Genomic DNA, 19,903 nt, shown 5'->3' with positions numbered 1-19,903 from the left:
GGCGTTGGCCCGATTGGCCAGTATTTGATCCTAGCACAGCCGCCAGCGGCCATCCCCCACGGCGGCAGCAATACCCCGCCCGCCAAGGTCGATAAGATGCGCCAGAACCGACCGGCCTGCGGCGGGATGCAGCCGCGCATCCACGCCCCGATACATTTCGGCCACCATGTCAGGGACTTCCGACGCACCATTACGCTCCAGAAAGCGCAGGATTTGACCCTCGCGCTGCTTGCGGTGCCCCATCATGCCGCGCACCAGCCGCCGGGGATTTTCGACCGGCTCGCCGTGCGCAGGATAATAGACTGCGTCTTGGCGATCGAGCAGGCGCTGCATCGAACGCATATAGTCAGCCATGTCGCCATCCGGGGGCGAGATGACGCTGGTGGACCAGCCCATGACATGATCGCCGGTGAAGAGCGCGTTTTCCTCAACCAAGGCGAAACAGAGATGGTTCGAGGTATGACCGGGCGTGGCGACAGCTTCCAGCGTCCAGCCCTCCCCTGCCAATCGATCCCCATCGGCCATTATGCTGTCGGGGCTGTAGTGAATGTCGAACGCGGCGTCGGCGCGCGGCCCGTCATCCTCCAGTGCCAACGGAGCACAGCCAATGACCGGCGCGCCTGTCCGGGCAGAGAGCGGGGCAGCCGCAGGACTGTGGTCGCGATGCGTATGGGTACAAAGGATCGCGCGCACCGGGCGGTCGCCTACGGCGGCGACCAGCGCGGCGAGATGATCCGCATCGTCGGGGCCGGGATCGACAACGGCAAGATCGCTGCCGCCTACGAGGTACGTCTGCGTGCCGGTATAGGTAAAGGGCGATGGATTGGGCGCCAGCACGCGGCCTACCAGCGGCGAAATCTGCAGCAATGCGCCAGTGGGCATGTCGGCTGTGTCGGAAACGGAGGCCATGCGCCTCATGTGCCCATTTTGGGGGATTTTCAAGGGCGCGGGGATAAGGGATTCCGTTGGAAAGAAGGCTGTCCTACTATCCCCACCTCCGTTCGTGCGGGCGAGTAGATTGGCAAGCGGTCGCAAGGGTCGCCGCGAACGGGCGTGGGGAGTGCATGTTGCGGGATCTGGTGGAAGCATGGCGGCATCATCTGGCGCTCGACCGCCGACGCTCAACGCATACGGTACGGGCCTATATGGCAACGGCCGAGCGGCTGATCGCATTTCTTGAAGAGCATCGCGGCGGCCCGGTAAGCGCAGCGACACTGGCGACGGTCGAGCAGGCAGACCTGCGCGCCTTTTTGACGGTGCGACGGATGGACGGGATCGGCAATGGGTCTGCGGCGCGGGAGCTATCGGCCGTGCGGGGCTTTCTGAAATTCACTGGCGGCGAAGATGCGCGCGTGCCGTTGCTGAAAGGGCCGAGGGTAAAGCGCGGGCTGCCACGACCTGTGTCACCCGATGAAGCGGTGGCGCTGGCCGCAGATATTGCGGAGTCCGCGCGAGAGGAGTGGATCGGCGCACGGGACTGGGCGGTGCTGCTGTTGCTGTACGGGGCTGGATTGCGGATTGGCGAGGCGATGGCGCTGACCGGCGATGTCATGCCGTTAGGCGAAACGCTGCGCGTGACAGGCAAGCGAGGGAAAACGCGGATCGTGCCGCTGCTGCCGCAGGTGCGGGAAGCCATAGAAAAATATGTTGTGCTATGCCCCTATCCGCTGGAGCAGCGCCAACCACTGTTCCGTGGCGCACGGGGGGGCCATTGTCGGCAGCAATCGTCCGGCGGGCAGTGCAGGGCGCACGGGGCAGGCTGGGACTGTCCGATCGAACGACGCCCCACGCGCTGCGGCACAGTTTCGCGACGCATCTGCTCGGACGCGGGGCGGACTTACGCTCGCTTCAGGAACTGCTGGGGCATGCCAGCCTGTCATCCACGCAGATTTATACCCAGGTGGATGCGGCCCATTTGCTGGACGTGTATCGCAACGCGCATCCACGCGCCTGATCGGATCGGATGACCATCAGCCTCTGGGCTTCCATGTCGCAAGGCGCCAGAGGTAAAGGGCGATTGCGCCCACGACGCAGGCGGTGGCGACTGGCCCCACATATTTGTCAATGTCGCGGAAATTCTGGCCCAGAAGAAATCCCGCATAGGCAAGGATGATGTTCCAGATCAGCGCCCCGCCCGCAGTCCAGGCCAGAAACTTGAAATGACCCATGCGAAACAGCCCTGCCGGCAACGAAATCATGGTGCGGAAGGCTGGCAGGAAGCGAAAGACGAAGACGACGATCTGCCCATATTTCCCGAATAGATGGTCCAGCGCCTCCACATCCCTCCATTCCAGCGTCGCCCAGCGGCCATAGCGGTCGACCAATGGCTTCAAGCGATGAAATCCCAGCACGTGGCCCACCAGATACCAGAAATAATTGCCGACCGTCGTGCCCAGCGTCCCCGCCAGCAGCAGCCACTCCATCGCCATTCGGCCCTGCCCAACGCGGATGCCGCCAATGCCCATGATCAGTTCCGATGGTATCGGCGGAAAGACATTCTCTATCACCATCAGGGCAAAAATGCCCCAATAGCCGCCCGCGTCGATCAGGTGGAGAACCCAGTCGGTCACTTGCTCGTCGCGGGGCTAAGAGGGTCAGGCGTCAAGCGGCGGCCCGCGCAGCCAGGCGGGCGTCGATGGCGTCCCAGATCATGCCGCCCGTGTCCGTGCCGTTAAAGGCGTCGATCGAGACGATGCCGGTGGGAGAGGTCACGTTGATTTCGGTGAGCCATTCGCCGCCTATCACATCGATGCCGACGAACAGCAGGCCGCGACGCTTGAGTTCCGGCCCCATGGCGGCGCAGATTTCCAGTTCGCGATCGGTCAGTTCGGTCTTGGCCGCCGATCCGCCCACCGCAAGGTTGGACCGTATTTCGCCAGCGCCCGGAATGCGGTTGATCGCACCTGCGATCTCACCGTCGATCAGGACGATGCGTTTGTCGCCCTGCGCGACGCCGGGGATGAAGGCCTGAACCATGAAGGGCTCGACCCACGATGCGTTGAACAGTTCCACCAGCGCGGAAAGGTTTGCGCCGGACTGGCCGACATGAAAGACCGCGTTGCCCGCATTGCCGTAAAGCGGCTTGACGACGATCTCCCCATGTTCGGCCAGAAAGCTCCTCACCTCGGCCAGGTCGCGGGTGATCATCGTCGGCGGCATGAAGCGCGCATAGTCCAGAACGAACAGCTTTTCAGGTGCGTTTCGAACCGAAGCCGGGTCGTTCACGACCAGCGTTTCATCCTGCACGCGCTCGAGCAGGTGAGTGGCAGTGATATAGCTGAGGTCGAAAGGCGGATCCTGGCGCATCAGCACGACGTCCACGTCGCGGCCAAGATCAAGCAGTTCAGGTTCTCCAAGGGCGAAGTGGTCTCCGTCCACTTTCTGCACCTTGACCGGACGCGCCTTCGCCAGCACGCGGCCTTCGCGGTAGGTGAGGTCCGGCGCGAGATAATGGTAGAGGCGATGCCCCCTCGCCTGTCCCGCCAGCATGATGTGGAAGGTTGAATCGCCCTTGATATTGATCCCTTCCATCGGGTCCATCTGCACAGCGACGGTCAGGGGGTTGAGATCGGTCATCGGACTAGCTGTTCCTTCCGTTCAGGGCTGTCACCCCCCATGCCAGACATTCGCCAGATGGCGCGGCGCGCGCCCCGGCGCAAGGAGGATCACATCGATCCGCATGTCATCGCCGGGCTTCGCAAGTTCGTAGAAGAGCATTTCTGCCGCCGCAGCGACGCGCGACAGGCGGCGCTCATCGATGGCTAGGTCCAGATCAGCGCCGCTGGCACGGGCCTTTACCTCGACAAAGGCAAGCATCGCGCCGCGCCGGGCAACCAGGTCAACCTCGCCTGCGGGAGTACGCAAACGGCGGCCGACGATCTGCCAGCCCTTCAGCCGCAGCCACCAGCCCGCGATGCGTTCCGCCTGTCGCCCGCGTCTTTCGGCCTGCTGACGCTTCACCCTTTCAGGTCCATCGCGCGGGCGTAAAGGGCGCGGCGGTCGAGACCCAGCTTCTTGGCCACCTCTCCGGCCGCCTTGGAGACAGGAAGCCGCTGCATCGCTTCCAGCAGGGCAGCGTCGGCGTCATCTGCGCTGGCTGGCGGCGCTTCGCCCGGAGGACCGACGATGACGACGATCTCCCCTTTGGGTGTAGCGTCCGCATAGCGGGCGGAAAGCTCGGAGAGCGTGCCGGTCCGCGTTTCCTCGAACGCCTTGCTGATTTCACGCGATACGGCGGCGTCACGGTCGCCCAGATGCTCCGCCATGGCGGCAAGGCTTTCGGAAAGGCGCGGACCGCTTTCATAGAAGATCAGCGTGGCGCGCAGCGCGGCGACTTCCCCCAGCGCGTCCGCGCGCGCCTTCTGCTTGGCGGGCAGGAACCCTATGAAAAGGAAACGGTCGGTGGGAAGGCCCGATAGGGTGAGCGCGGCGATGGCCGCGCTGGGGCCGGGAAGCGTCGTGATGGTCCGTCCGGCGGCACGGGCGTCGCGAACCAGCTTGTAACCCGGATCGGAAATCAGCGGCGTTCCCGCATCGGACAGCAGCGCGACTGATTCGCCTGCCATTCGTTCGATCAGGCGCGCACGCACACCTTCGGCGCTATGGTCATGATAGGGGATCATCGGCCGGTCCGATCCGGCATGCCGCAACAACCGTGCGCTCACCCGTGTATCTTCCACGGCGATCACATCGGCAAGGCGCAGGACTTCGGCTGCGCGCGGGCTAAGGTCTCCAAGGTTGCCGATCGGCCCCGCAACGATGTAAAGCCCGGGCTCCAGCCCAGAAGATTGAGTTTCCATAAGGACGCCAGATGACAGAGACGGATGCCTCCCGGCAAGCGAACATGTTCGCGGCCATGAAGCGCGGCGCACGCATGATATTCGCGGCCAGCGCATTGCTGGTCGCTGCCTGTCAGTCGGTCGTTCCTCGGGGCGCGGGCCCTGCCCCGGCGGAACCAGCGCCCAGCGGTCCCGATGTGACCCAAGGACTGCCCACCGACACTATGCGCCATCGCGTGGCGCTGCTGGTGCCATTGAGCGGCCCCAACGCTGGCGTGGGTCAGTCGATCGCCAATGCGACCACGCTGGCGCTGCTGGATACCAAGGCGGATCGGGTACGGATCACCACCTATGACACCGGCATGGGCGCGGCAGCGGCTGTCAACAAGGCGCTGGCCGAAGGCAACCGGCTGATCCTTGGCCCCTTGTTGGCCGAAGATGCGCGGATTATAGGCCCGATCGCGTCGCGCGCCAACGTGCCGGTCATCAGCTTTTCCAACGATGTCAGCGTTGCCGGAAACGGCGTCTACATCATGGGCTATAATCCCAACCAGTCGATCGATCGGGTGGTCGAATTCGCGAAAGCCAAGGGACTTTCGAAATTCGCGGCATTGATACCCAAGGGCACCTATGGCGAGCGATCGGGCACGTCCCTGCTCCGAGCGGTAGAGGCCGAAGGGGGGACGGTCGTGTCGATGCAGACATTCGACCGGACGCCTGCGTCGATGACGGCGGCGGTCAAGAAATTGCAGGCGTCGTCCAGCTATGACGCGCTGCTGATTGCCGACAGCGGCCGGGTCGCCATGCAACTGGCCCCGATCGTGCGGAAAAATGGCGGGGCGACCGCACGCCTGCTGGGGACGGAATTGTGGAATACGGACAGGGGGCTGGCATCCGTCCCGGCACTGCGCGGCGCGTGGTTCGCCACTGTTTCCGACGGACTCTATGGCCAGCTGGCGAACAAATATCGCGCCCGTTATGGCAGCGCACCGTTCCGCCTGTCGGCGCTGGGCTATGACGCCGTGCTGTTGACCGTGCGGATCGCGCGCGATTGGAGGCCCGGAACGACTTTTCCGGCCGCCAGGCTCCGCGATTCGGGCGGCTTTTCCGGCATTGACGGCGCATTCCGCTTCGGCCGGAATGGCGTGGCGGAACGCGCGCTGGAAGTGTCGGAAGTCAGCACGGGCACCTATACAGTGGTGGCAGCCGCTCCCAAGGCCTTTACGGAATAGCTCAGGTCGAACGGAGGTCGGTGTTTAGGGCGTGATTCGCCCCGTCGGCAGGATCAGCGGCCATTCGCCATCAGGCTCGATGCAAGCCGATATGCCGTAGACCTCAGCAAGGCTTTGTTCGGTCAGCACCGCCATCGGCTTGCCATCGGCGACCAGCCTGCCCTTGTCCATCAGCAGCAACCGGTCGCAATAGCGCGCCGCCATGCCCAGGTCGTGCAGGACAGTCACCACCAACGATCCGGCGCTGGCTTCGGCCTTGAGCAAGTCCATCACGTCGAGCTGATGCCCCGGATCAAGCGCGGCGAGCGGTTCGTCGGCGATCAGCCCGGGCGCGCCCACCGCCAGCGCGCGGGCCAGCAGCACGCGGGCGCGCTCGCCGCCCGATAATTCAGTGGCGATCCGGCCCTTCAAATGCAGAACATCGGCGCGGGTGAGTGCGGCATCGACAATTGCCTCATCCTGATCGGACAGGCGGGACAGCGGCCCCAGATGCGGCATCCGGCCAAGCGCAACCAGCCGTTCCACCAATAACGGCCAATGCAGCGTCTGGCCCTGCGGCAGATAGGCGATCCGACGCGCCACATCCTTGCGGCTGAGGCTGGCGATCGGACTGCCGTCAATCCACACTTCGCCGCTTTTCGCGCGGACAAGGCGCAGAAGGGCGCGGATCAGCGTCGATTTGCCTGCGCCATTGGGACCGACGATGCCGACCAGCTGGCCCGGCTCCAGCGTCATGGTCACGGAGGTTACGGCAGCATGACGCCCAAGGCGGACGGACAGGCTTTCGGCCCGGACGGTCACCATAGCCGCCGCTCCCGCATCAAATGAATCAGAAAGACCGGCACGCCGAGCAAGGCGGTGAGGACGCCGAGTTTCAACTCGCTGCTGGTGGGGATCAGGCGCACGCCAATGTCGGCGAAGGTGAGCAGCGCCGCACCACCGAGCAGCGAAGGGAACAGGATCGCCGAAGGCGAACGGTCGGTCAGCGGACGAACCAGATGTGGCACGATCAGGCCGACGAAACCGATCGCGCCGGAAACCGCAACCGCCCCGCCCACGCCGATGGCGACGCCCAGCATGATCCGCAGCCGCGCCTTGCCAAGATCGGCGCCCAGCGCCTGCGCGCCCTCCTCGCCCAACGTCAGCGCGTCGAGCGTGCGGCCGTCGATAAATAGCAGTGCACCGCCGATGAGGACACAGGGTAATGCGATCCAGACATGCGCATAGCTGCGGTTTTCAAGGCTGCCCATCAGCCAGCTCATGATCTCCATCGCGGCGAAAGGATTGGGCGAAAGGTTGAGCGACAAGCTGATCCCCGCCCCGGCCAGCGTGGCAACGGCGATACCGGCAAGGATCAGGGTTAGCGGGCTTTCCGATGGCCCTGCGAGCAGGAACAGCGCGGTGATCGCCATCAGGCTGGTGGCGATTGCCAGGATGGGCAATATGGCCGGATGCATCTGCGCCAGACCGAAATATATGGCGCAAACCGCGCCCAAGGCGGCGGCATTGGATGCGCCAAGGACCGAGGGTTCGGCCAGCGGGTTGCGCAGATAACCCTGAAGCGCAGCGCCCGCCAGCCCCAGCATCGCGCCGACGATGATCCCCAGCAGCATGCGCGGCAGGCGCAGATCGACAAGTATCGCGCGAGCGACCTCGTCACCGCCGCCCATGAGGACCGCGAAAATGCGCGTAGCTGTGAGCGGCACCGCACCGAGCGTGATCGATCCCAGCGCGGCGACAATGGTAAGCGCGGCCAGAATGGGGATCAGTATCGGGTGACGGCGCAGGCTCATGGCTTGCGTCCCGGCTGTTGCTTGGTAAGGCCCGTTTCATGCGCGGAAAAATGGTGATCGCGGCGCTCTGTGCGCTTGGCCTGACGGGCGCTGCGTCGCCCGCCCCCCGGCGAATCGTGTCGCTCAACACCTGCGCCGATCAATATGTGCTGGCGCTCGCCGATCCAGAACAGATCGCGGCGCTCAGTCCCTATGGACATGATCCGGAACTGTCGGCCGCAGTGGCGCAGGCGCGCAAGTTTCGCGTCCTTCGGCGTCCCGCTGAGGAAGTGCTGGCGATGCGGCCCGACCTGTTGATCGGCTTTCCCGATGGCGCTGGCGGCGTCGTGGGTGCGCCGCCGGGGCAATGGCGCAGGCTGGGCCTGGCGAGCGCGGACAGTTTTGCAACGATCCGAGCGCAAATCCGCGAAGTGGCGACCGCCGTGGGCCATCCCGAGCGCGGCGTTGCGCTTATCCGCGCCATGGAGCGCGACCTCGCCGCTCTGCCCCGCGCCGCGCGCGGCGGCGTGGCGGCCTATTATCAGCGGCGCGGCTATATGACCGGCACGGGCACGCTGGTCGATGAGTTGATCCGCCGCGCGGGGCTGACCAACCTCGCCGCCAGGCTGGGCAAGCCAGCGCTGGCGCAAGTACCGCTTGAGCAGATGATCGCCGCCAGGCCCGACTGGCTTATCGTCGAAAGCGGAAGCGAGAAGGTCGTCGATCAGGGGACGGAGATGCTGCATCATCCCGTCCTGCGGTCGATCCCACGCATCCGCCTGCCGCAAGCATGGACGGTGTGCGGCGGGCCTGCCTATGTGAAGGCGGTGCGCGGCATCGTGGTGCAGCTGAATGCAGCCAAGGCTGGGGCGCAGGTCAACGCTGCGCCCAGACGCTGAGGGGCAAAGGCTCACGCCCGCCCCTCTCGCCAGCCCTTAGAAACGGACACGAACGCCGCCATAGGCCGAACGCCCATAAGTGTTATAGCCATAAACGGTCGCGTATTCCTCATCGAACAGATTGTCGATGCGGCCATAGATTTCGAGACTGCCGGTGATGGGCAGGGATGCGCGGACGCCCATCAGCGCATAGCCATCAAGCGACTGCGTATTGGCGGCGTCGTTGAAGCTGTCGCCTACCATCGTAAGGGTCGCTCCGGCTGACAGGCCAAAGGACCATATGTAATCGGCCGAAACACTGACGGCGTCCTTGGCGCGGCGGGGCAGCAGCTTTCCTTCGTTGATGCCGCCTTCTGAGCGATCCACCGCGTCGATATAACTATATGCCGCGGTGACGGTAAGCGCATCGACCGGCTTCAGCGTCACGGCCGCCTCAACACCCTTGGCGCGGGTGCGGGTGAGATTGATATATTGCCCGAATGGCGGAATGACGCCGTCGAAATAGATTTGGTCACGCGTATCACGGCGGAACGCAGTGATGGAAAACAGCGCGCGCCCGCCGTCCAGGCTCTGGTCAAAGCCGATATCATAGCTCTTCGACCTTTCGGGCTGCAAAGCGGGGTTGCCGTTGAAGCCATCGTAAAGCTGGTAGAGCGAGGGTGCCTTGAAACCTTCGCCGTAGCTGGAGCGGATATTGGTCGCGCCGCCATTGGGGGTGTAGTTGGCGTTCGCGCCGAAGGTGGTCGCACCACCAAACTGGCTATGGTCATCATGACGCACGCCGCCGGTCAGCGAGAGACCGGTAAAGGGCTTCACGACGGCAAGAGCAAAGACGCTGTCGATGTTCGCCTTCGCGCCGCCCGATCCAAAGCCGTAAAAATCGTAATCCGGGCTCTCATGCTCATAGCCGAACACCAGCTTCGCCTGATCGACGGGTTGGTAGACGCCTTCATATTCGAAACGCAGATTGGTGCCCGAATAGCCATAGTCGCCGAAGGACGAGAAATAGTCACGGTCGTTGCGGAACCAGGTGACTGCCGCCCTCTGCGTCAGCTTGCCCTCGAACAGGGTAAGGTTGATGCCAGCATAGCCGATATACTGGTTCAGCTTGCTGCTGTCCGTGGACTCCATCGGCTCGGCAAAGAAGATGTCGGTGTCGAGGTCGGCATGAATATAATAGCCACGCAGGTCGAGGCTCAGATTATCGGCCAAGCTCAACTTCAGTTTGGCGTGGGCGGCAATATTCTCGTAGCCGTCCTTTTCCGTGCCGCCCTGCGCAGCCGAAATGCCATCGGTGCGGAACCATGCGGCCCCCGCGCTGCCCGCCACAATGCCGCTGCTGCCCGAAACGTCCGCCTTTGCATTCACCGTATCGGCATAGCCGTAATCCACCGATGCGGACCCGCCAAAGCCATCGCCCGGTTCTCCGGTCATGATGTTGATGACGCCGCCGATCGCCTGGCTGCCATAGACGACCGAGTTGGAACCGCGCAGTATCTCGATCCGCCGGATATTGCCCGTCAGCAAATTGCCGAAATCATAAGCGTCGCCAATGCCGCTGGGATCGTTGATCTTGACGCCATCCAACAACACCAGCGTCTGCGTCGTTTCAGCGCCCCGGATTGAAATGCCGGTCACACCGCCAACAGCATCGGCGCGATTGAAGCGCACGCCCGGCGTGGTGGCGATCAGGTCGGCCACGCTGACATTTTGACGCGTCTCGATGGTCTGCGCATCAATGACGGAGACGGCCTGACCAACTTCATCGCGCGGCTGCTCAATGCCAAGCGCGGTGACCACGATGCTGTCCGACTGTTCCGCGAGTGCGGGCGTCGCAGCCAGCAGCGCCACAAGCGATATTCCGATTTTCAACATTATATTGTCTTCCCTGAGCGTCACGCGACTTCAGGCAGGAGCATCCGCGCAAACGGTCGGCATGCGGGAAGGACAGACGCCAGCGTCCCGCCCCGCGCACCGATGCGGCCCCCGCCGCTGCGTCGCTCAGACGGAAAACACCGTGCCTGGGCCGATCCCTGGACCCAAGGCAAGAGCGACCATGCGCCGGCAGGTCTCCTGGCTCGCGGGTCAAGGCAGCGATGCACAAGCCTTCCCGGGCTGGCCGCCCAGTGGCTGGTCCCTTCGCCTTCCCCTTTCGAAAGCGCAGGTCCCCCGTGCATCGCGCTCGCCGCTTACAGTTGCAGGGACAGCCGCGGAGTTGGATGGGCAAGCCATCCGCACCGCATTCCCTTTCAAGCCCAAATGGGCACCGGCGCGATCTTCTTCATGTCAACGGTTGCCCGCTCACGCGGCGCGCCATAGTGGAAAGACAGGGTTCTGCCAAGGAGTGGTTGGATGCGATTGCTGGGCGCAGTGCTGGCGGGAGGGCGATCGAGCCGTTTCGGGAGCGATAAGGCGACGGCCCTGTTGCCGGACGGGCGCACGCTGCTGGACCATGCCGTGACGGCGATAACGCCGCATGTGGAAGCTGTCGTGGTCTGCGGGCGGGAGGTCCAAGGCATGACATGCCTTACCGACCGGCCAGCACCAGACATGGGTCCATTGGGCGGGCTGAACGCGGCGCTGCATCATGCGGCTGAGCAGGGATTTAACGCGGTGCTGACAACCGGGTGTGACATGCCGGTCTATCCGTCCGCGCTGGCTGACGCGCTGGTCGGCGACCGCGCGGCTGTGCTCAAGGGTCAACAGCTGGCAGGCTTCTGGCCTGCATCCCTCGCAGTCGAAATGGACGCGCATCTGGCGGAGGACAACAACCGGTCCATATATGGCTGGCTGAACCGCATCGGTGCGCGCATTGTCGATCGGCCGGACATCGTGCTGCCCAATATCAACTGGCCGGACGATCTGGACAGGCTGCGCAATGTCTGAGCCTGTCGATACCCCACACCTTCCTTCCAACTAAGGCAGGCGCATCGACAGGCTCAGGGCAAAATCGTGGAGGGCAACTTCAGACCTGAAGGGCGACGCTCACGGCAGTCTCCACAGGCATGGCCGTGCCCGCCACGGCTTCACCGATCAGAAGCAGCGTCGGGTCCTCATCGCTGATGGTGGCCACCAGAAAGGCAAGCGCGGAAAGCCTGCCCCGGATGAGGCGTTCGGTGGGCAGCGAGACGTTGACCGCAACCATCACCGGCGTTTCCGGGTCGCGGCCAGCAGCGATCAATTGCCGGCTGATCTCTCCGGCGGCGGCGCGGCCCATATAGATGCCCAGAGTGCCGCCGGGACGCGCCAGCGCCTCCCAGTCGAGTTTGAGCGGCTCGCCTACCTTCAGATGCGCCGTCACCAGCGTCAGCCCGCGCGCGACGCCCCGCAGGGTGAGCGAGGCGCTGCCGCTCGCAGCGGCGGCGCTGGCGGTCGTGATCCCCGGACAGATGCGAAAACGAACGCCGTCCGCGGCCAAATGCTCCATCTCCTCGGCCGAGCGGCCAAAGATCGATGGATCGCCGCCTTTCAGGCGCACGACACGCTTCCCAGCCTTCGCCGCGGCGAGCAGCAGATCGTTGATGCTTTCCTGCGCCTTGCTGTGGCGGCCAGAACGCTTGCCGACGCTGACACGCTCGACGCCAGCAGGGATAAGGTCGAGCACGCCGGCACCGACGAGCGCATCGTAGAAAATGATGTCGGCGGCCGCGATCAGCTTTTCGGCCTTGCGGGTGAGCAGATCGGGATCGCCGGGGCCTGCGCCGACGAGCCAGACTTCACCGGGGGCGATCAGTTCATTCGGCTGCATGGAGAGTCTCCTGCGGGATTTGGGCAAGGATGTTGGCGAGTGCGGGGCGACAGGACCCGCAATTGGTCCCTGCGCCGATCGCCTTGCCGATGGCGGGCACATCGACCAGGCTCTGCTCGCGGATGGCGGTCATGATCTGGTTAAGGCCGATATCGAAACAGACGCAGATCGTCGCGCCCTTGTCCGGTTGGTTCCCCGGGCCGCGCGCCGCGAGCACCGAACCGCCCACGCCCTCGGCCTCCAGTTGCCGGATCAGCCAGTCGCGCGAGGGCAGCAGGCCGGTGCGCGTCACGAACAGCACGCCGCACAGCTTGCCCTCGCTGATGGTCGCGATCCGGCGGGTGCCACGGGATGCGTCCATCGCCTCGACCCGGTCGCCCTTGGGCAGGAAAGCCTCCAGCCGCGCCGGATCGCCATTGCCCGCCACCTCGTAAAGCGCACCGCCCGGCACGCTGATCCTCGTCGCCCACAGGCAGGGCAGCTTCACCGGCTCCGATCCGCGCAGGATCAGAAAACCCTTCCATTCGGCCGCGACCTTCTCGACGCTGGCCGGGGTCGATTTGAAACCCGGCTGGCCCGAATGAGGGTCGACAAGTGGGCGCGGCAGCAGGCCGGTGCGGCCGCCGCTCGACATCTGGTCGGTCCAGTGGATCGGCGTGAAGATCTCGCCTGGGCGCTGGCCAGTGCTGATCGCGACGCGAAAGATGCTGTTGCCCTGCGCGGTCTGGACGCGCGCCAGATCGCGATCGACGATGCCCAGTTCCTCGGCGTCGCGCGGGTGGATTTCCACCAGCGGCTCCTCGCGGTGACGCGCAAGCTTGGGCGAGAGGCCGGTGCGGCTCATCGTGTGCCACTGGTCGCGATAGCGCCCTGTGTTGAGCGTCATCGGCCACTGTTTCAGCGGCTCCTGAATATCCATCTGCTTCGTCAGGACGAAACGTGCCTTGCCGTCGGGCGTCGAGAAATGCCCATCCGAAAATGGCCTTTCCTCACCCCAGCGAAACGGCTCCATCCTTTCGTAGGCATCGTTGCCGATCGTCGCATGGCCGCGCAGGTTGAGCACGCGCTGGCCGTCGTTCTGATAGGCGGTCAGGCGCGCATGCTCGCGCCAGATGTCGGCGGGCCGATCATAGGCGAAGGCGTTTCGCCAACCCATCCGGCGGGCCACTTCGGTGACGATCCACCAGTCGGGCTTGGCCTCGCCGGGCAGGTCCAGGAAGGGACGCTGGCGGCTGATGGTGCGGTCCGAATTGGTGACGGTGCCGTCCTTCTCGCCCCAGCCAGCGGCGGGCAGGCGCACATCGGCATGGACGCTGGTGTCGGTGTCCCCCATGATGTCTGACACCGCGAGGAAGGGCACGCTCTCCAGCGCCTCGCGCACGCTATTGGCGTCGGGCAGAGAGACGGCGGGATTGGTTGCCATCACCCAGAGCGCCTTGACCCGGCCTTCATTGATCGCGCGGAAGAGGTCGACGGCTTTCAGGCCCGGCTTCGTAGCCATGCGCGGCGCAGCCCAGAAGCGGCCCACTCGATCCACATTTTCGGGTGCGAAGTCCATGTGGCTGGCGAGGGTCGAGGCAAGCCCGCCAACTTCGCGGCCGCCCATGGCGTTGGGCTGGCCGGTGATCGAGAAAGGCGCGGCGCCCGGCTTGCCGATGCGGCCGGTGGCGAGGTGGACGTTGATGATTGCGTTCACCTGATCGGTGCCGCGGATCGACTGATTGATGCCCTGACTGAACAGCGTGACTGTGCGCGGGGTCGCCGCGAACAGCTTATAGAATTGCTCCAGCAGCGCGGGTGCAATGTCGCAGGTCTTGGCCGTGGTCCAAAGGTCATGGCCTGTGCGGATATGCTCCCAGAAACCTTCGGGGGCGTTCACATGATCCGCGACGAAGGCAGCGTCAGTGATTCCCTCGGCGTCGCACCACGCGAGCAACCCGTTCATCAACGCTACGTCGGTGCCGGGCTTTACGGCCAAATGCAGGTCCGCGCCTTCGCAGGTTTCGGTGCGGCGCGGGTCGATGACGACCAGCTTGGCGCCGCGCGCCGCGCGGGCCGCCTGGATGCGCTGATATACAATGGGGTGGCACCAGGCGGTGTTGGAGCCGACCAGCACGATGAGATCTGCTTCTTCCAGATCGTCATAGGTTGCGGGCACGACATCCTCGCCAAAGGCGCGGTTGTGCCCGGCAACCGCGCTCGACATGCAAAGACGCGAATTGGTGTCGATGTTCGACGTGCCGATGAACCCCTTCATCAGCTTGTTGGCGACATAATAGTCTTCGGTCATCAACTGGCCGGAAACATAGAAGGCCACGCTGTCGGGACCGTAGCGATCCACAGTCTCGCGGAACTTCTTCGCCACCAGGTCCAGCGCCTTGTCCCAGCTGGCGCGCTTGTTGCCGATCATCGGATGCAGCAGGCGGCCCTCCAGCCCCACGGTCTCGCCAAGATGCGTGCCCTTGGAACACAGGCGGCCAGCATTGGCGGGGTGCAGCTCGTCGCCCTTGATCGTCACCGACCGGGGTCCGGTCGGCATGGCCGAAATGCCGCAACCGACACCGCAATAGGCGCAGGTGGTGCGGATGGCCTGTGTCATGCTCTTACCTCTTGTCCAGAAGAGAGAATTGGGTGGAGGCGCATGCCGCAAGGGATGGCCAGCATGGCGCCCCCACCCGGGTCCCCGCCGTTGTGGCTGGGGACCGGAAGCTCACGCAGCCGCTTTCAGCGCCGTGGGGCGGGCGATCAGGATACGACCGCCCTCCTCTTTCACAGCGATGGTCGGCGTGCAGCCCTCATCATTGCCCTGCGCCTCGCCCGTTTTCAGGGCGATGTTCCAGTTATGCAGCGGGCAGGCGACGCTGTGGCCGTGGACGATGCCTTGGCTCAACGGCCCCTTCTTGTGCGGGCATTCGTTGACCAGCGCGAAGACGGTGTCGTCGCTGGTGCGGAAGACGGCGATTTCCTTCTCCCCGGCAATCTGCACCGTGCGGGCGCCGCGCTGGGGAATGTCGGCCAGCGTTCCGATGTCGATCCATGTCGTCATATCGTTCACTCCGCAGCGATGGCGATGGGTTCAAGATGCTGATGCAGTTCGGCATGTTGGCCCGCTGCGCGCTCCGCCCATGGGTCGTCCTGACTGAAGCTCTGCGAATAGAGGAAGCGGCTGCGCAGAGCCTCGCGGCCAGCTTCGTCCTCGACGATCCGCTGCTTGATATATTCTACGCCGACACGCTCGATCCACGGCGCGGTGCGCTCCAGATAGCGGGCTTCCTCGCGGTAGAGCTGAATGAAGGCGGCGCAATAATCGAGCGCCTCCTGCTCGGTCGCAACCTTGCACAGCAGATCGGTGGCGCGGACATGGATGCCGCCATTGCCGCCGACATGCAGTTCATAACCGCTATCCACGCAGACCACGCCGAAGTCCTTGATCGTCGCCTCCGCGCAGTTGCGGGGGCAGCCCGATGCGGCGATCTTGAACTTGTGGGGCATCCAGGATCCCCAGGTCATCCGCTCGATCTTGACGCCAAGGCCGGTCGAATCCTGCGTACCGAAGCGACACCATTCGGAACCCACGCAGGTCTTCACCGTGCGCAGCGACTTGCCATAGGCGTGGCCCGACACCATGCCCGCGGCATTGAGGTCGGCCCAGACGGCGGGCAGGTCTTCCTTCTTGATGCCGAAAATGTCGAGACGCTGGCCGCCGGTCACCTTCACCATCGGCGCATCATATTTCTCGACCACATCGGCAATCGCGCGCAACTCACGCGGGTTGGTGAGGCCACCCCACATGCGCGGCACCACCGAGTAGGTGCCATCCTTCTGGATATTGGCGTGCATGCGTTCATTGACGAAGCGGCTCTGCTGGTCGTCCTGATATTCGCCGGGCAGCGCGCAGAGCAGATAATAGTTCAGCGCGGGACGGCAGGACGAACAACCATCCGGCGTCGACCAGTGCAGCTTCTGCATCACTTCCGGGATCGAGCGCATATTCTGCGCCACGATTTCGCGACGCACATCGTCATGACCAAAGCTGGTGCACTTGCACATCGTCTTGGGCCCCGACTGCACGTCATCGCCCAGCACTACCGCCAGCAGATTTTCAACCAGACCCGTGCAACTACCGCAACTGGCCGACGCCTTGCAGGCACCGCGCACCGCGTCCAGGCTGCATGCACCCTTTTCGATGCAGGCGACGACCTGGCCCTTGCTGACGCCGTTGCAGCCGCAGATCTCGGCATCGTCCGAGAGCGCCGCAACGGCCGCCTTAGGGTCCAGCGCGCCCCCTCCCGAGGCGAAAGCCTGGCCAAAGATCAGCAAGTCGCGGATTTCGCCGACATCCTCGCCGCGCTTGAGCAGGTCGAAATACCAGCCGCCGTCCGCCGTATCGCCATACAGCACCGCGCCGATGACCTTGTCTTCCTTGACCACGACGCGCTTGTAAACACCGCGCGAGGCGTCCCGCAGGACGATGTCCTCGCAGCCCTCGCCACCGGAAAAGTCACCGGCGGAGAAGACATCCAGCCCGGCGACCTTGAGTTTGGTCGAAGTGACCGAACCCTTGTAGCCCGTATGCTGGTCGGTGAGGCCGTCCGCCAGGCTGCGGCACATGTCCCACAGCGGGGCCACGAGACCATAGACATTGCCGTCATGCTCGACGCACTCGCCGACCGCCAGCACATCGGGATCGCTCGTCACCATATGGTCATCGACCTTGATGCCGCGATTGACTTCAAGACCAGCTTCGCGGGCAAGCGCGGTTGAGGGACGGATGCCCACCGCCATGACCACCAGGCTCGCGGGGATTTCGGTGCCGTCCTTCAAGCGGACGCCCTCGACCTTGCCGTCACCATAGATTTCTTCGGTGTTGGCGCCGGTCAGGATGGTCTGCCCCCGGCCTTCCAGCGCGGTCTTGAGCAACCAGCCCGCCGCTTCGTCCAGCTGCCGCTCCATCAGCGTGTCCATCAGGTGGATCACGGTGACCTTCATGCCGCGCAGGGTGAGGCCGTGCGCCGCTTCCAGCCCCAGCAACCCGCCGCCGATGACAACTGCATTGCCGCCCTTCCCGGCGGCCTCCAGCATGGTGTCGACATCCTTCATGTCGCGGAAGCTGATGACGCCCGGCAGATCCTTGCCCGGCACCGGAATGATGAACGGGTCGGAACCCGTGGCAATCAGCAGCTTGTCATAGCCAACGGTGCGACCAGACTGGCTCGTGACCGTCTTCGCAGCCCGGTCGATGCCCGTCACCGGATCACCCGCGATCAGCTCGATATTATTGTCCGAATACCATTCGCGGCTGTTGATGACGATGTCGTCAAAGCTCTTCTCGCCAGCCAAAACCGGCGAAAGCATGATCCGGTTATAGTTCACATAGGGCTCAGCGCCGAAAATGGTGACGCGATAGCGTCCCGCATCCCGCGCCAGCAATTCCTCGATCGCGCGGCAACCGGCCATGCCGTTGCCCACAACCACCAGATGCTCGCGAACATCGTCAGAGGGCACGAAGATTTCCTCTTCGTTGGCCGTCTCCGGTCCGGCGTTGTTCTGAAAATCCATCCCTTGACTCCAGACAATAAAAAAAGCCGCCATCCGGACCCCTGGGCTTTGAACCCAGAGGTCTGGATGGCGGCTTTGCCATCATTCACGCTTCCCACCGTCCGTCCGTGGACCAGGTCAGCTATGTAGGTGGAGGACAACCTTGTCCTTCGCAGTGCAGCATAAATGAAAGGTGGAGGGGGTCAAGCGATTCGTAGGAAGTTTTTTGCATTCCCAATGCCGTGTGCGCATCCTTTTGCGCGCAAAACCCTATAAAAGGCGACGGCGCCTCTTTCGAGTGCCGCCGCCTCCCCTCCTGTCAACCTTTTCAGATACGAGCGGCGCTGCTCCAGGTCGCGCGCCATCGGGCACGGACCAGCGAGATGCCGAGGAAAGCAGCCACCGACAGGCCCGCGAAGATCAGGAAGCCGGGCGCGAAGCTGCCAGTGAACTGCTTTGCGATGCCCAGCGACGAGGCGAGGTAGAAGCCGCCAATGCCGCCCGCCATGCCGACCAGGCCGGTCATGACGCCAATCTCTTCCTGGAAGCGCTGGGGCACGAGCTGGAACACCGCACCGTTACCTGCGCCCAGCGCCAGCATCGCGGCGACGAAGAAGGCAAGCGCCGATACCAGCGTCGGGGCATAGGCCACAGCAGCCAAGGCCAGCGCAGCGGCGACATAGACGATCATCAGGGCTTTGACGCCGCCGATCTTGTCCGCCAGCGCGCCGCCCATCGGACGAACCAGCGACCCTGCGAACACGCACCCAGCCGTGCAGTAGCCCGCGACGATCGGGGTCAGGCCGAACTGGTCGGTGAAGTAGATAGGCAGCGACGCGGCAAGGCCGACGAAACCGCCGAACGTCACTGAATAAAAGCCCATCAACCACCAGGCGTCCGCGGTCTTGAGCGGCCGGAAATAGTCGACCAGCTTCTTGGGGGCGGGCGCGTTGGGGGCGTTTTTCGCCATGAGCATATAAGCGATGAAGACGATGGTGAGCGGAATGCAGGCCAGGCCCAGCACTGAGTTCCAGCCGAAAAACTTGGCCAGAACGGGGGCGAAAAGCGACGCGAACACTGTGCCCGAATTGCCCATGCCTGCCAGGCCCATGGCCTTGCCCTGATGTTCGGGCGGATACCAGCGGCTCGCGAGCGGCAAGGCAATGGCGAAGCTCGCGCCCGCAAAACCCAGAATGACGCCCAGCGCCAGCGTACCGCCGAAGCTGTTCACGCCCAAAAGCCAGGCCGTGAACAAGCCGACGATGACAATAACCTGGCTGATCGCGCCCGCCTGCTTACATCCAATCCGATCGACCAACAGGCCGTTGACGACGCGAAGCAGAGCGCCCGCCAGCGTTGGGACGGCGACCATCAGCCCCTTTTCCGCAGGGGTCAGCCCCAAGGTCAGGGAAATGGACGGAGCGAGTGGGCCAAGCAACACCCACACCATGAAAGCGAGGTCGAAATACAGGAATGCGGCGACCAGAGTGGGCGTATGACCCGCTTTCCAGAAGCTGGTCTGGCCGACTTCCCCCTCGCCGCCTTTCTCGCGGTCCCAATAAGCAGTTGCCATGATGACGTCCCTCAATCTTGTGAAATGGACAAAAAAAAGCCGCTCTCCGGAGGCCCGTTATTGACGGGGTCCGGCCAGCGGCTTTGCTGCAAAATCTGTTTCAGGAGAGCGCGATCCCATCCTTGGGCGTGCTCATCCATGTACGCGCATCGTCGCGCGACCTTTTCCTTATCTAATGATTCGCTTTATGTTGCAAGGCACAATTTTTGGCGCTTGCCTTTGACCGAAACCTCTACAAATGCCGCAAGGAAATCGAGCGGCTCTTGGGAAAGCTCCGGGCCTTCCGACGCATCGTCTCCCACTTCGACAAGCTCGACCTCATATTCAGGACGTTCCTAAAATCGCTGCCGAATGTCCCTTCGG

At 63.9% G+C, this 19,903-nt stretch carries 16 protein-coding genes, 1 pseudogene and 1 riboswitch; of the genes and pseudogenes, 4 read left to right on the top strand and 13 right to left on the bottom strand.

What is annotated here, in order from left to right:
• Positions 1–30: 30 nt before the first annotated feature.
• Entirely contained in the window at positions 31–909 is an 879-nt protein-coding gene (locus B6S01_RS10955; protein WP_037467675.1) for an MBL fold metallo-hydrolase, read from the bottom strand.
• Between the two features lie 155 nt (positions 910–1,064).
• On the opposite strand from B6S01_RS10955, the pseudogene B6S01_RS10950 reads away from it, so the two are divergent.
• Positions 1,065–1,954: pseudogene (locus B6S01_RS10950) on the top strand (tyrosine recombinase XerC).
• Positions 1,955–1,970: 16 nt separating this feature from the next.
• On the opposite strand, the gene B6S01_RS10945 reads toward B6S01_RS10950, so the two are convergent.
• The 4 genes from B6S01_RS10945 to rsmI are packed head-to-tail and all read right to left on the bottom strand — an operon-like array spanning position 1,971 to position 4,799.
• Positions 1,971–2,570, bottom strand: coding sequence for a DedA family protein (locus B6S01_RS10945; protein WP_037467679.1), 600 nt, complete (start codon positions 2,568–2,570; stop codon positions 1,971–1,973).
• 31 nt (positions 2,571–2,601) lie between these two features.
• Positions 2,602–3,576 carry a glutathione synthase gene (gshB, locus tag B6S01_RS10940; RefSeq protein ID WP_037467681.1) on the bottom strand — a complete coding sequence of 325 codons (975 nt, stop codon included), beginning with the start codon at positions 3,574–3,576 and terminating at the stop codon, positions 2,602–2,604.
• A 30-nt stretch (positions 3,577–3,606) separates the two neighbouring features.
• Positions 3,607–3,960 (bottom strand): YraN family protein, encoded by a 354-nt coding sequence (locus tag B6S01_RS10935; protein ID WP_037467682.1) that lies wholly within the window; start codon positions 3,958–3,960, stop codon positions 3,607–3,609.
• Positions 3,957–4,799, bottom strand: coding sequence for a 16S rRNA (cytidine(1402)-2'-O)-methyltransferase (rsmI, locus tag B6S01_RS10930; RefSeq protein WP_037467683.1), 843 nt, complete (start codon positions 4,797–4,799; stop codon positions 3,957–3,959). The genes B6S01_RS10935 and rsmI overlap by 4 nt, the downstream gene beginning before the upstream one ends.
• 11 nt (positions 4,800–4,810) lie before the next feature.
• Between rsmI and B6S01_RS10925 the strand changes: the two genes are divergently transcribed.
• Entirely contained in the window at positions 4,811–6,010 is a 1,200-nt protein-coding gene (locus B6S01_RS10925) for a penicillin-binding protein activator (RefSeq protein WP_037467684.1), read from the top strand.
• Positions 6,011–6,034: 24 nt separating this feature from the next.
• Here the strand turns inward: B6S01_RS10925 and B6S01_RS10920 are convergent, their stop codons facing one another.
• Positions 6,035–6,814 carry an ABC transporter ATP-binding protein gene (locus B6S01_RS10920; protein ID WP_037467685.1) on the bottom strand — a complete coding sequence of 260 codons (780 nt, stop codon included), beginning with the start codon at positions 6,812–6,814 and terminating at the stop codon, positions 6,035–6,037.
• Complete coding sequence (locus tag B6S01_RS10915; RefSeq protein WP_037467686.1) at positions 6,808–7,803, bottom strand: FecCD family ABC transporter permease; 996 nt, start codon at positions 7,801–7,803, stop codon at positions 6,808–6,810. The genes B6S01_RS10920 and B6S01_RS10915 overlap by 7 nt, the downstream gene beginning before the upstream one ends.
• Positions 7,804–7,841: 38 nt before the next feature.
• Here B6S01_RS10915 and B6S01_RS10910 point away from each other — a divergent pair, with 38 nt between their 5' ends.
• On the top strand, positions 7,842–8,681 hold the full coding sequence (locus B6S01_RS10910; RefSeq protein ID WP_037467687.1) for an ABC transporter substrate-binding protein: 840 nt from the start codon (positions 7,842–7,844) through the stop codon (positions 8,679–8,681).
• 36 nt (positions 8,682–8,717) lie between these two features.
• Here the strand turns inward: B6S01_RS10910 and B6S01_RS10905 are convergent, their stop codons facing one another.
• Positions 8,718–10,556, bottom strand: coding sequence for a TonB-dependent receptor plug domain-containing protein (locus B6S01_RS10905; protein WP_037467826.1), 1,839 nt, complete (start codon positions 10,554–10,556; stop codon positions 8,718–8,720).
• Positions 10,557–10,727: 171 nt separating this feature from the next.
• Positions 10,728–10,967, bottom strand: a riboswitch (cobalamin riboswitch).
• 66 nt (positions 10,968–11,033) lie between these two features.
• On the opposite strand from B6S01_RS10905, the gene mobA reads away from it, so the two are divergent.
• Positions 11,034–11,567: a molybdenum cofactor guanylyltransferase gene (gene mobA / locus B6S01_RS10900; RefSeq protein WP_037467688.1), complete on the top strand. Its 534-nt coding sequence runs from the start codon at positions 11,034–11,036 to the stop codon at positions 11,565–11,567.
• Positions 11,568–11,646: 79 nt separating this feature from the next.
• On the opposite strand, the gene cobA is transcribed toward mobA, so the two are convergent.
• The 5 genes from cobA to B6S01_RS10875 all read right to left on the bottom strand — a co-directional run bounded on the left by cobA (position 11,647) and on the right by B6S01_RS10875 (position 19,540).
• Positions 11,647–12,429, bottom strand: coding sequence for a uroporphyrinogen-III C-methyltransferase (cobA, locus tag B6S01_RS10895; protein WP_037467689.1), 783 nt, complete (start codon positions 12,427–12,429; stop codon positions 11,647–11,649).
• The gene (locus tag B6S01_RS10890; RefSeq protein WP_037467692.1) at positions 12,416–15,028 is read right to left on the bottom strand and encodes a nitrate reductase; all 2,613 of its coding nucleotides are present in this window, start codon (positions 15,026–15,028) and stop codon (positions 12,416–12,418) included. The genes cobA and B6S01_RS10890 overlap by 14 nt, the downstream gene beginning before the upstream one ends.
• 111 nt (positions 15,029–15,139) lie before the next feature.
• Positions 15,140–15,475, bottom strand: coding sequence for a nitrite reductase small subunit NirD (nirD, locus tag B6S01_RS10885; protein WP_037467693.1), 336 nt, complete (start codon positions 15,473–15,475; stop codon positions 15,140–15,142).
• A gap of 5 nt (positions 15,476–15,480) precedes the next feature.
• Complete coding sequence (gene nirB / locus B6S01_RS10880; protein ID WP_037467694.1) at positions 15,481–17,988, bottom strand: nitrite reductase large subunit NirB; 2,508 nt, start codon at positions 17,986–17,988, stop codon at positions 15,481–15,483.
• Between the two features lie 307 nt (positions 17,989–18,295).
• Positions 18,296–19,540, bottom strand: a complete 1,245-nt coding sequence (locus B6S01_RS10875; protein ID WP_037467696.1) for a nitrate/nitrite transporter — start codon at positions 19,538–19,540, stop codon at positions 18,296–18,298.
• Positions 19,541–19,903: the final 363 nt, after the last annotated feature.

Source organism: Sphingobium herbicidovorans (assembly GCF_002080435.1).
In the GTDB taxonomy this organism is placed as follows: Bacteria; Pseudomonadota; Alphaproteobacteria; order Sphingomonadales; family Sphingomonadaceae; genus Sphingobium; species Sphingobium herbicidovorans.
Note: the sequence above shows the minus strand (reverse complement) of the source record. Positions and strands in the feature narration are given on the sequence as shown.

Excerpts from the sequence above, each read along its gene's own strand:
- B6S01_RS10955 (WP_037467675.1), bottom strand. The coding sequence starts at position 909 with ATGGCCTCCGTTTCCGACACAGCCGACATGCCCACTGGCGCATTGCTG.
- gshB (WP_037467681.1), bottom strand. The coding sequence starts at position 3,576 with ATGACCGATCTCAACCCCCTGACCGTCGCTGTGCAGATGGACCCGATG.
- rsmI (WP_037467683.1), bottom strand. The coding sequence starts at position 4,799 with ATGGAAACTCAATCTTCTGGGCTGGAGCCCGGGCTTTACATCGTTGCG.
- B6S01_RS10925 (WP_037467684.1), top strand. The coding sequence starts at position 4,811 with ATGACAGAGACGGATGCCTCCCGGCAAGCGAACATGTTCGCGGCCATG.
- B6S01_RS10920 (WP_037467685.1), bottom strand. The coding sequence starts at position 6,814 with ATGGTGACCGTCCGGGCCGAAAGCCTGTCCGTCCGCCTTGGGCGTCAT.
- B6S01_RS10915 (WP_037467686.1), bottom strand. The coding sequence starts at position 7,803 with ATGAGCCTGCGCCGTCACCCGATACTGATCCCCATTCTGGCCGCGCTT.
- B6S01_RS10910 (WP_037467687.1), top strand. The coding sequence starts at position 7,842 with ATGCGCGGAAAAATGGTGATCGCGGCGCTCTGTGCGCTTGGCCTGACG.
- B6S01_RS10905 (WP_037467826.1), bottom strand. The coding sequence starts at position 10,556 with ATGTTGAAAATCGGAATATCGCTTGTGGCGCTGCTGGCTGCGACGCCC.
- mobA (WP_037467688.1), top strand. The coding sequence starts at position 11,034 with ATGCGATTGCTGGGCGCAGTGCTGGCGGGAGGGCGATCGAGCCGTTTC.
- cobA (WP_037467689.1), bottom strand. The coding sequence starts at position 12,429 with ATGCAGCCGAATGAACTGATCGCCCCCGGTGAAGTCTGGCTCGTCGGC.
- B6S01_RS10890 (WP_037467692.1), bottom strand. The coding sequence starts at position 15,028 with ATGACACAGGCCATCCGCACCACCTGCGCCTATTGCGGTGTCGGTTGC.
- nirD (WP_037467693.1), bottom strand. The coding sequence starts at position 15,475 with ATGACGACATGGATCGACATCGGAACGCTGGCCGACATTCCCCAGCGC.
- nirB (WP_037467694.1), bottom strand. The coding sequence starts at position 17,988 with ATGGATTTTCAGAACAACGCCGGACCGGAGACGGCCAACGAAGAGGAA.
- B6S01_RS10875 (WP_037467696.1), bottom strand. The coding sequence starts at position 19,540 with ATGGCAACTGCTTATTGGGACCGCGAGAAAGGCGGCGAGGGGGAAGTC.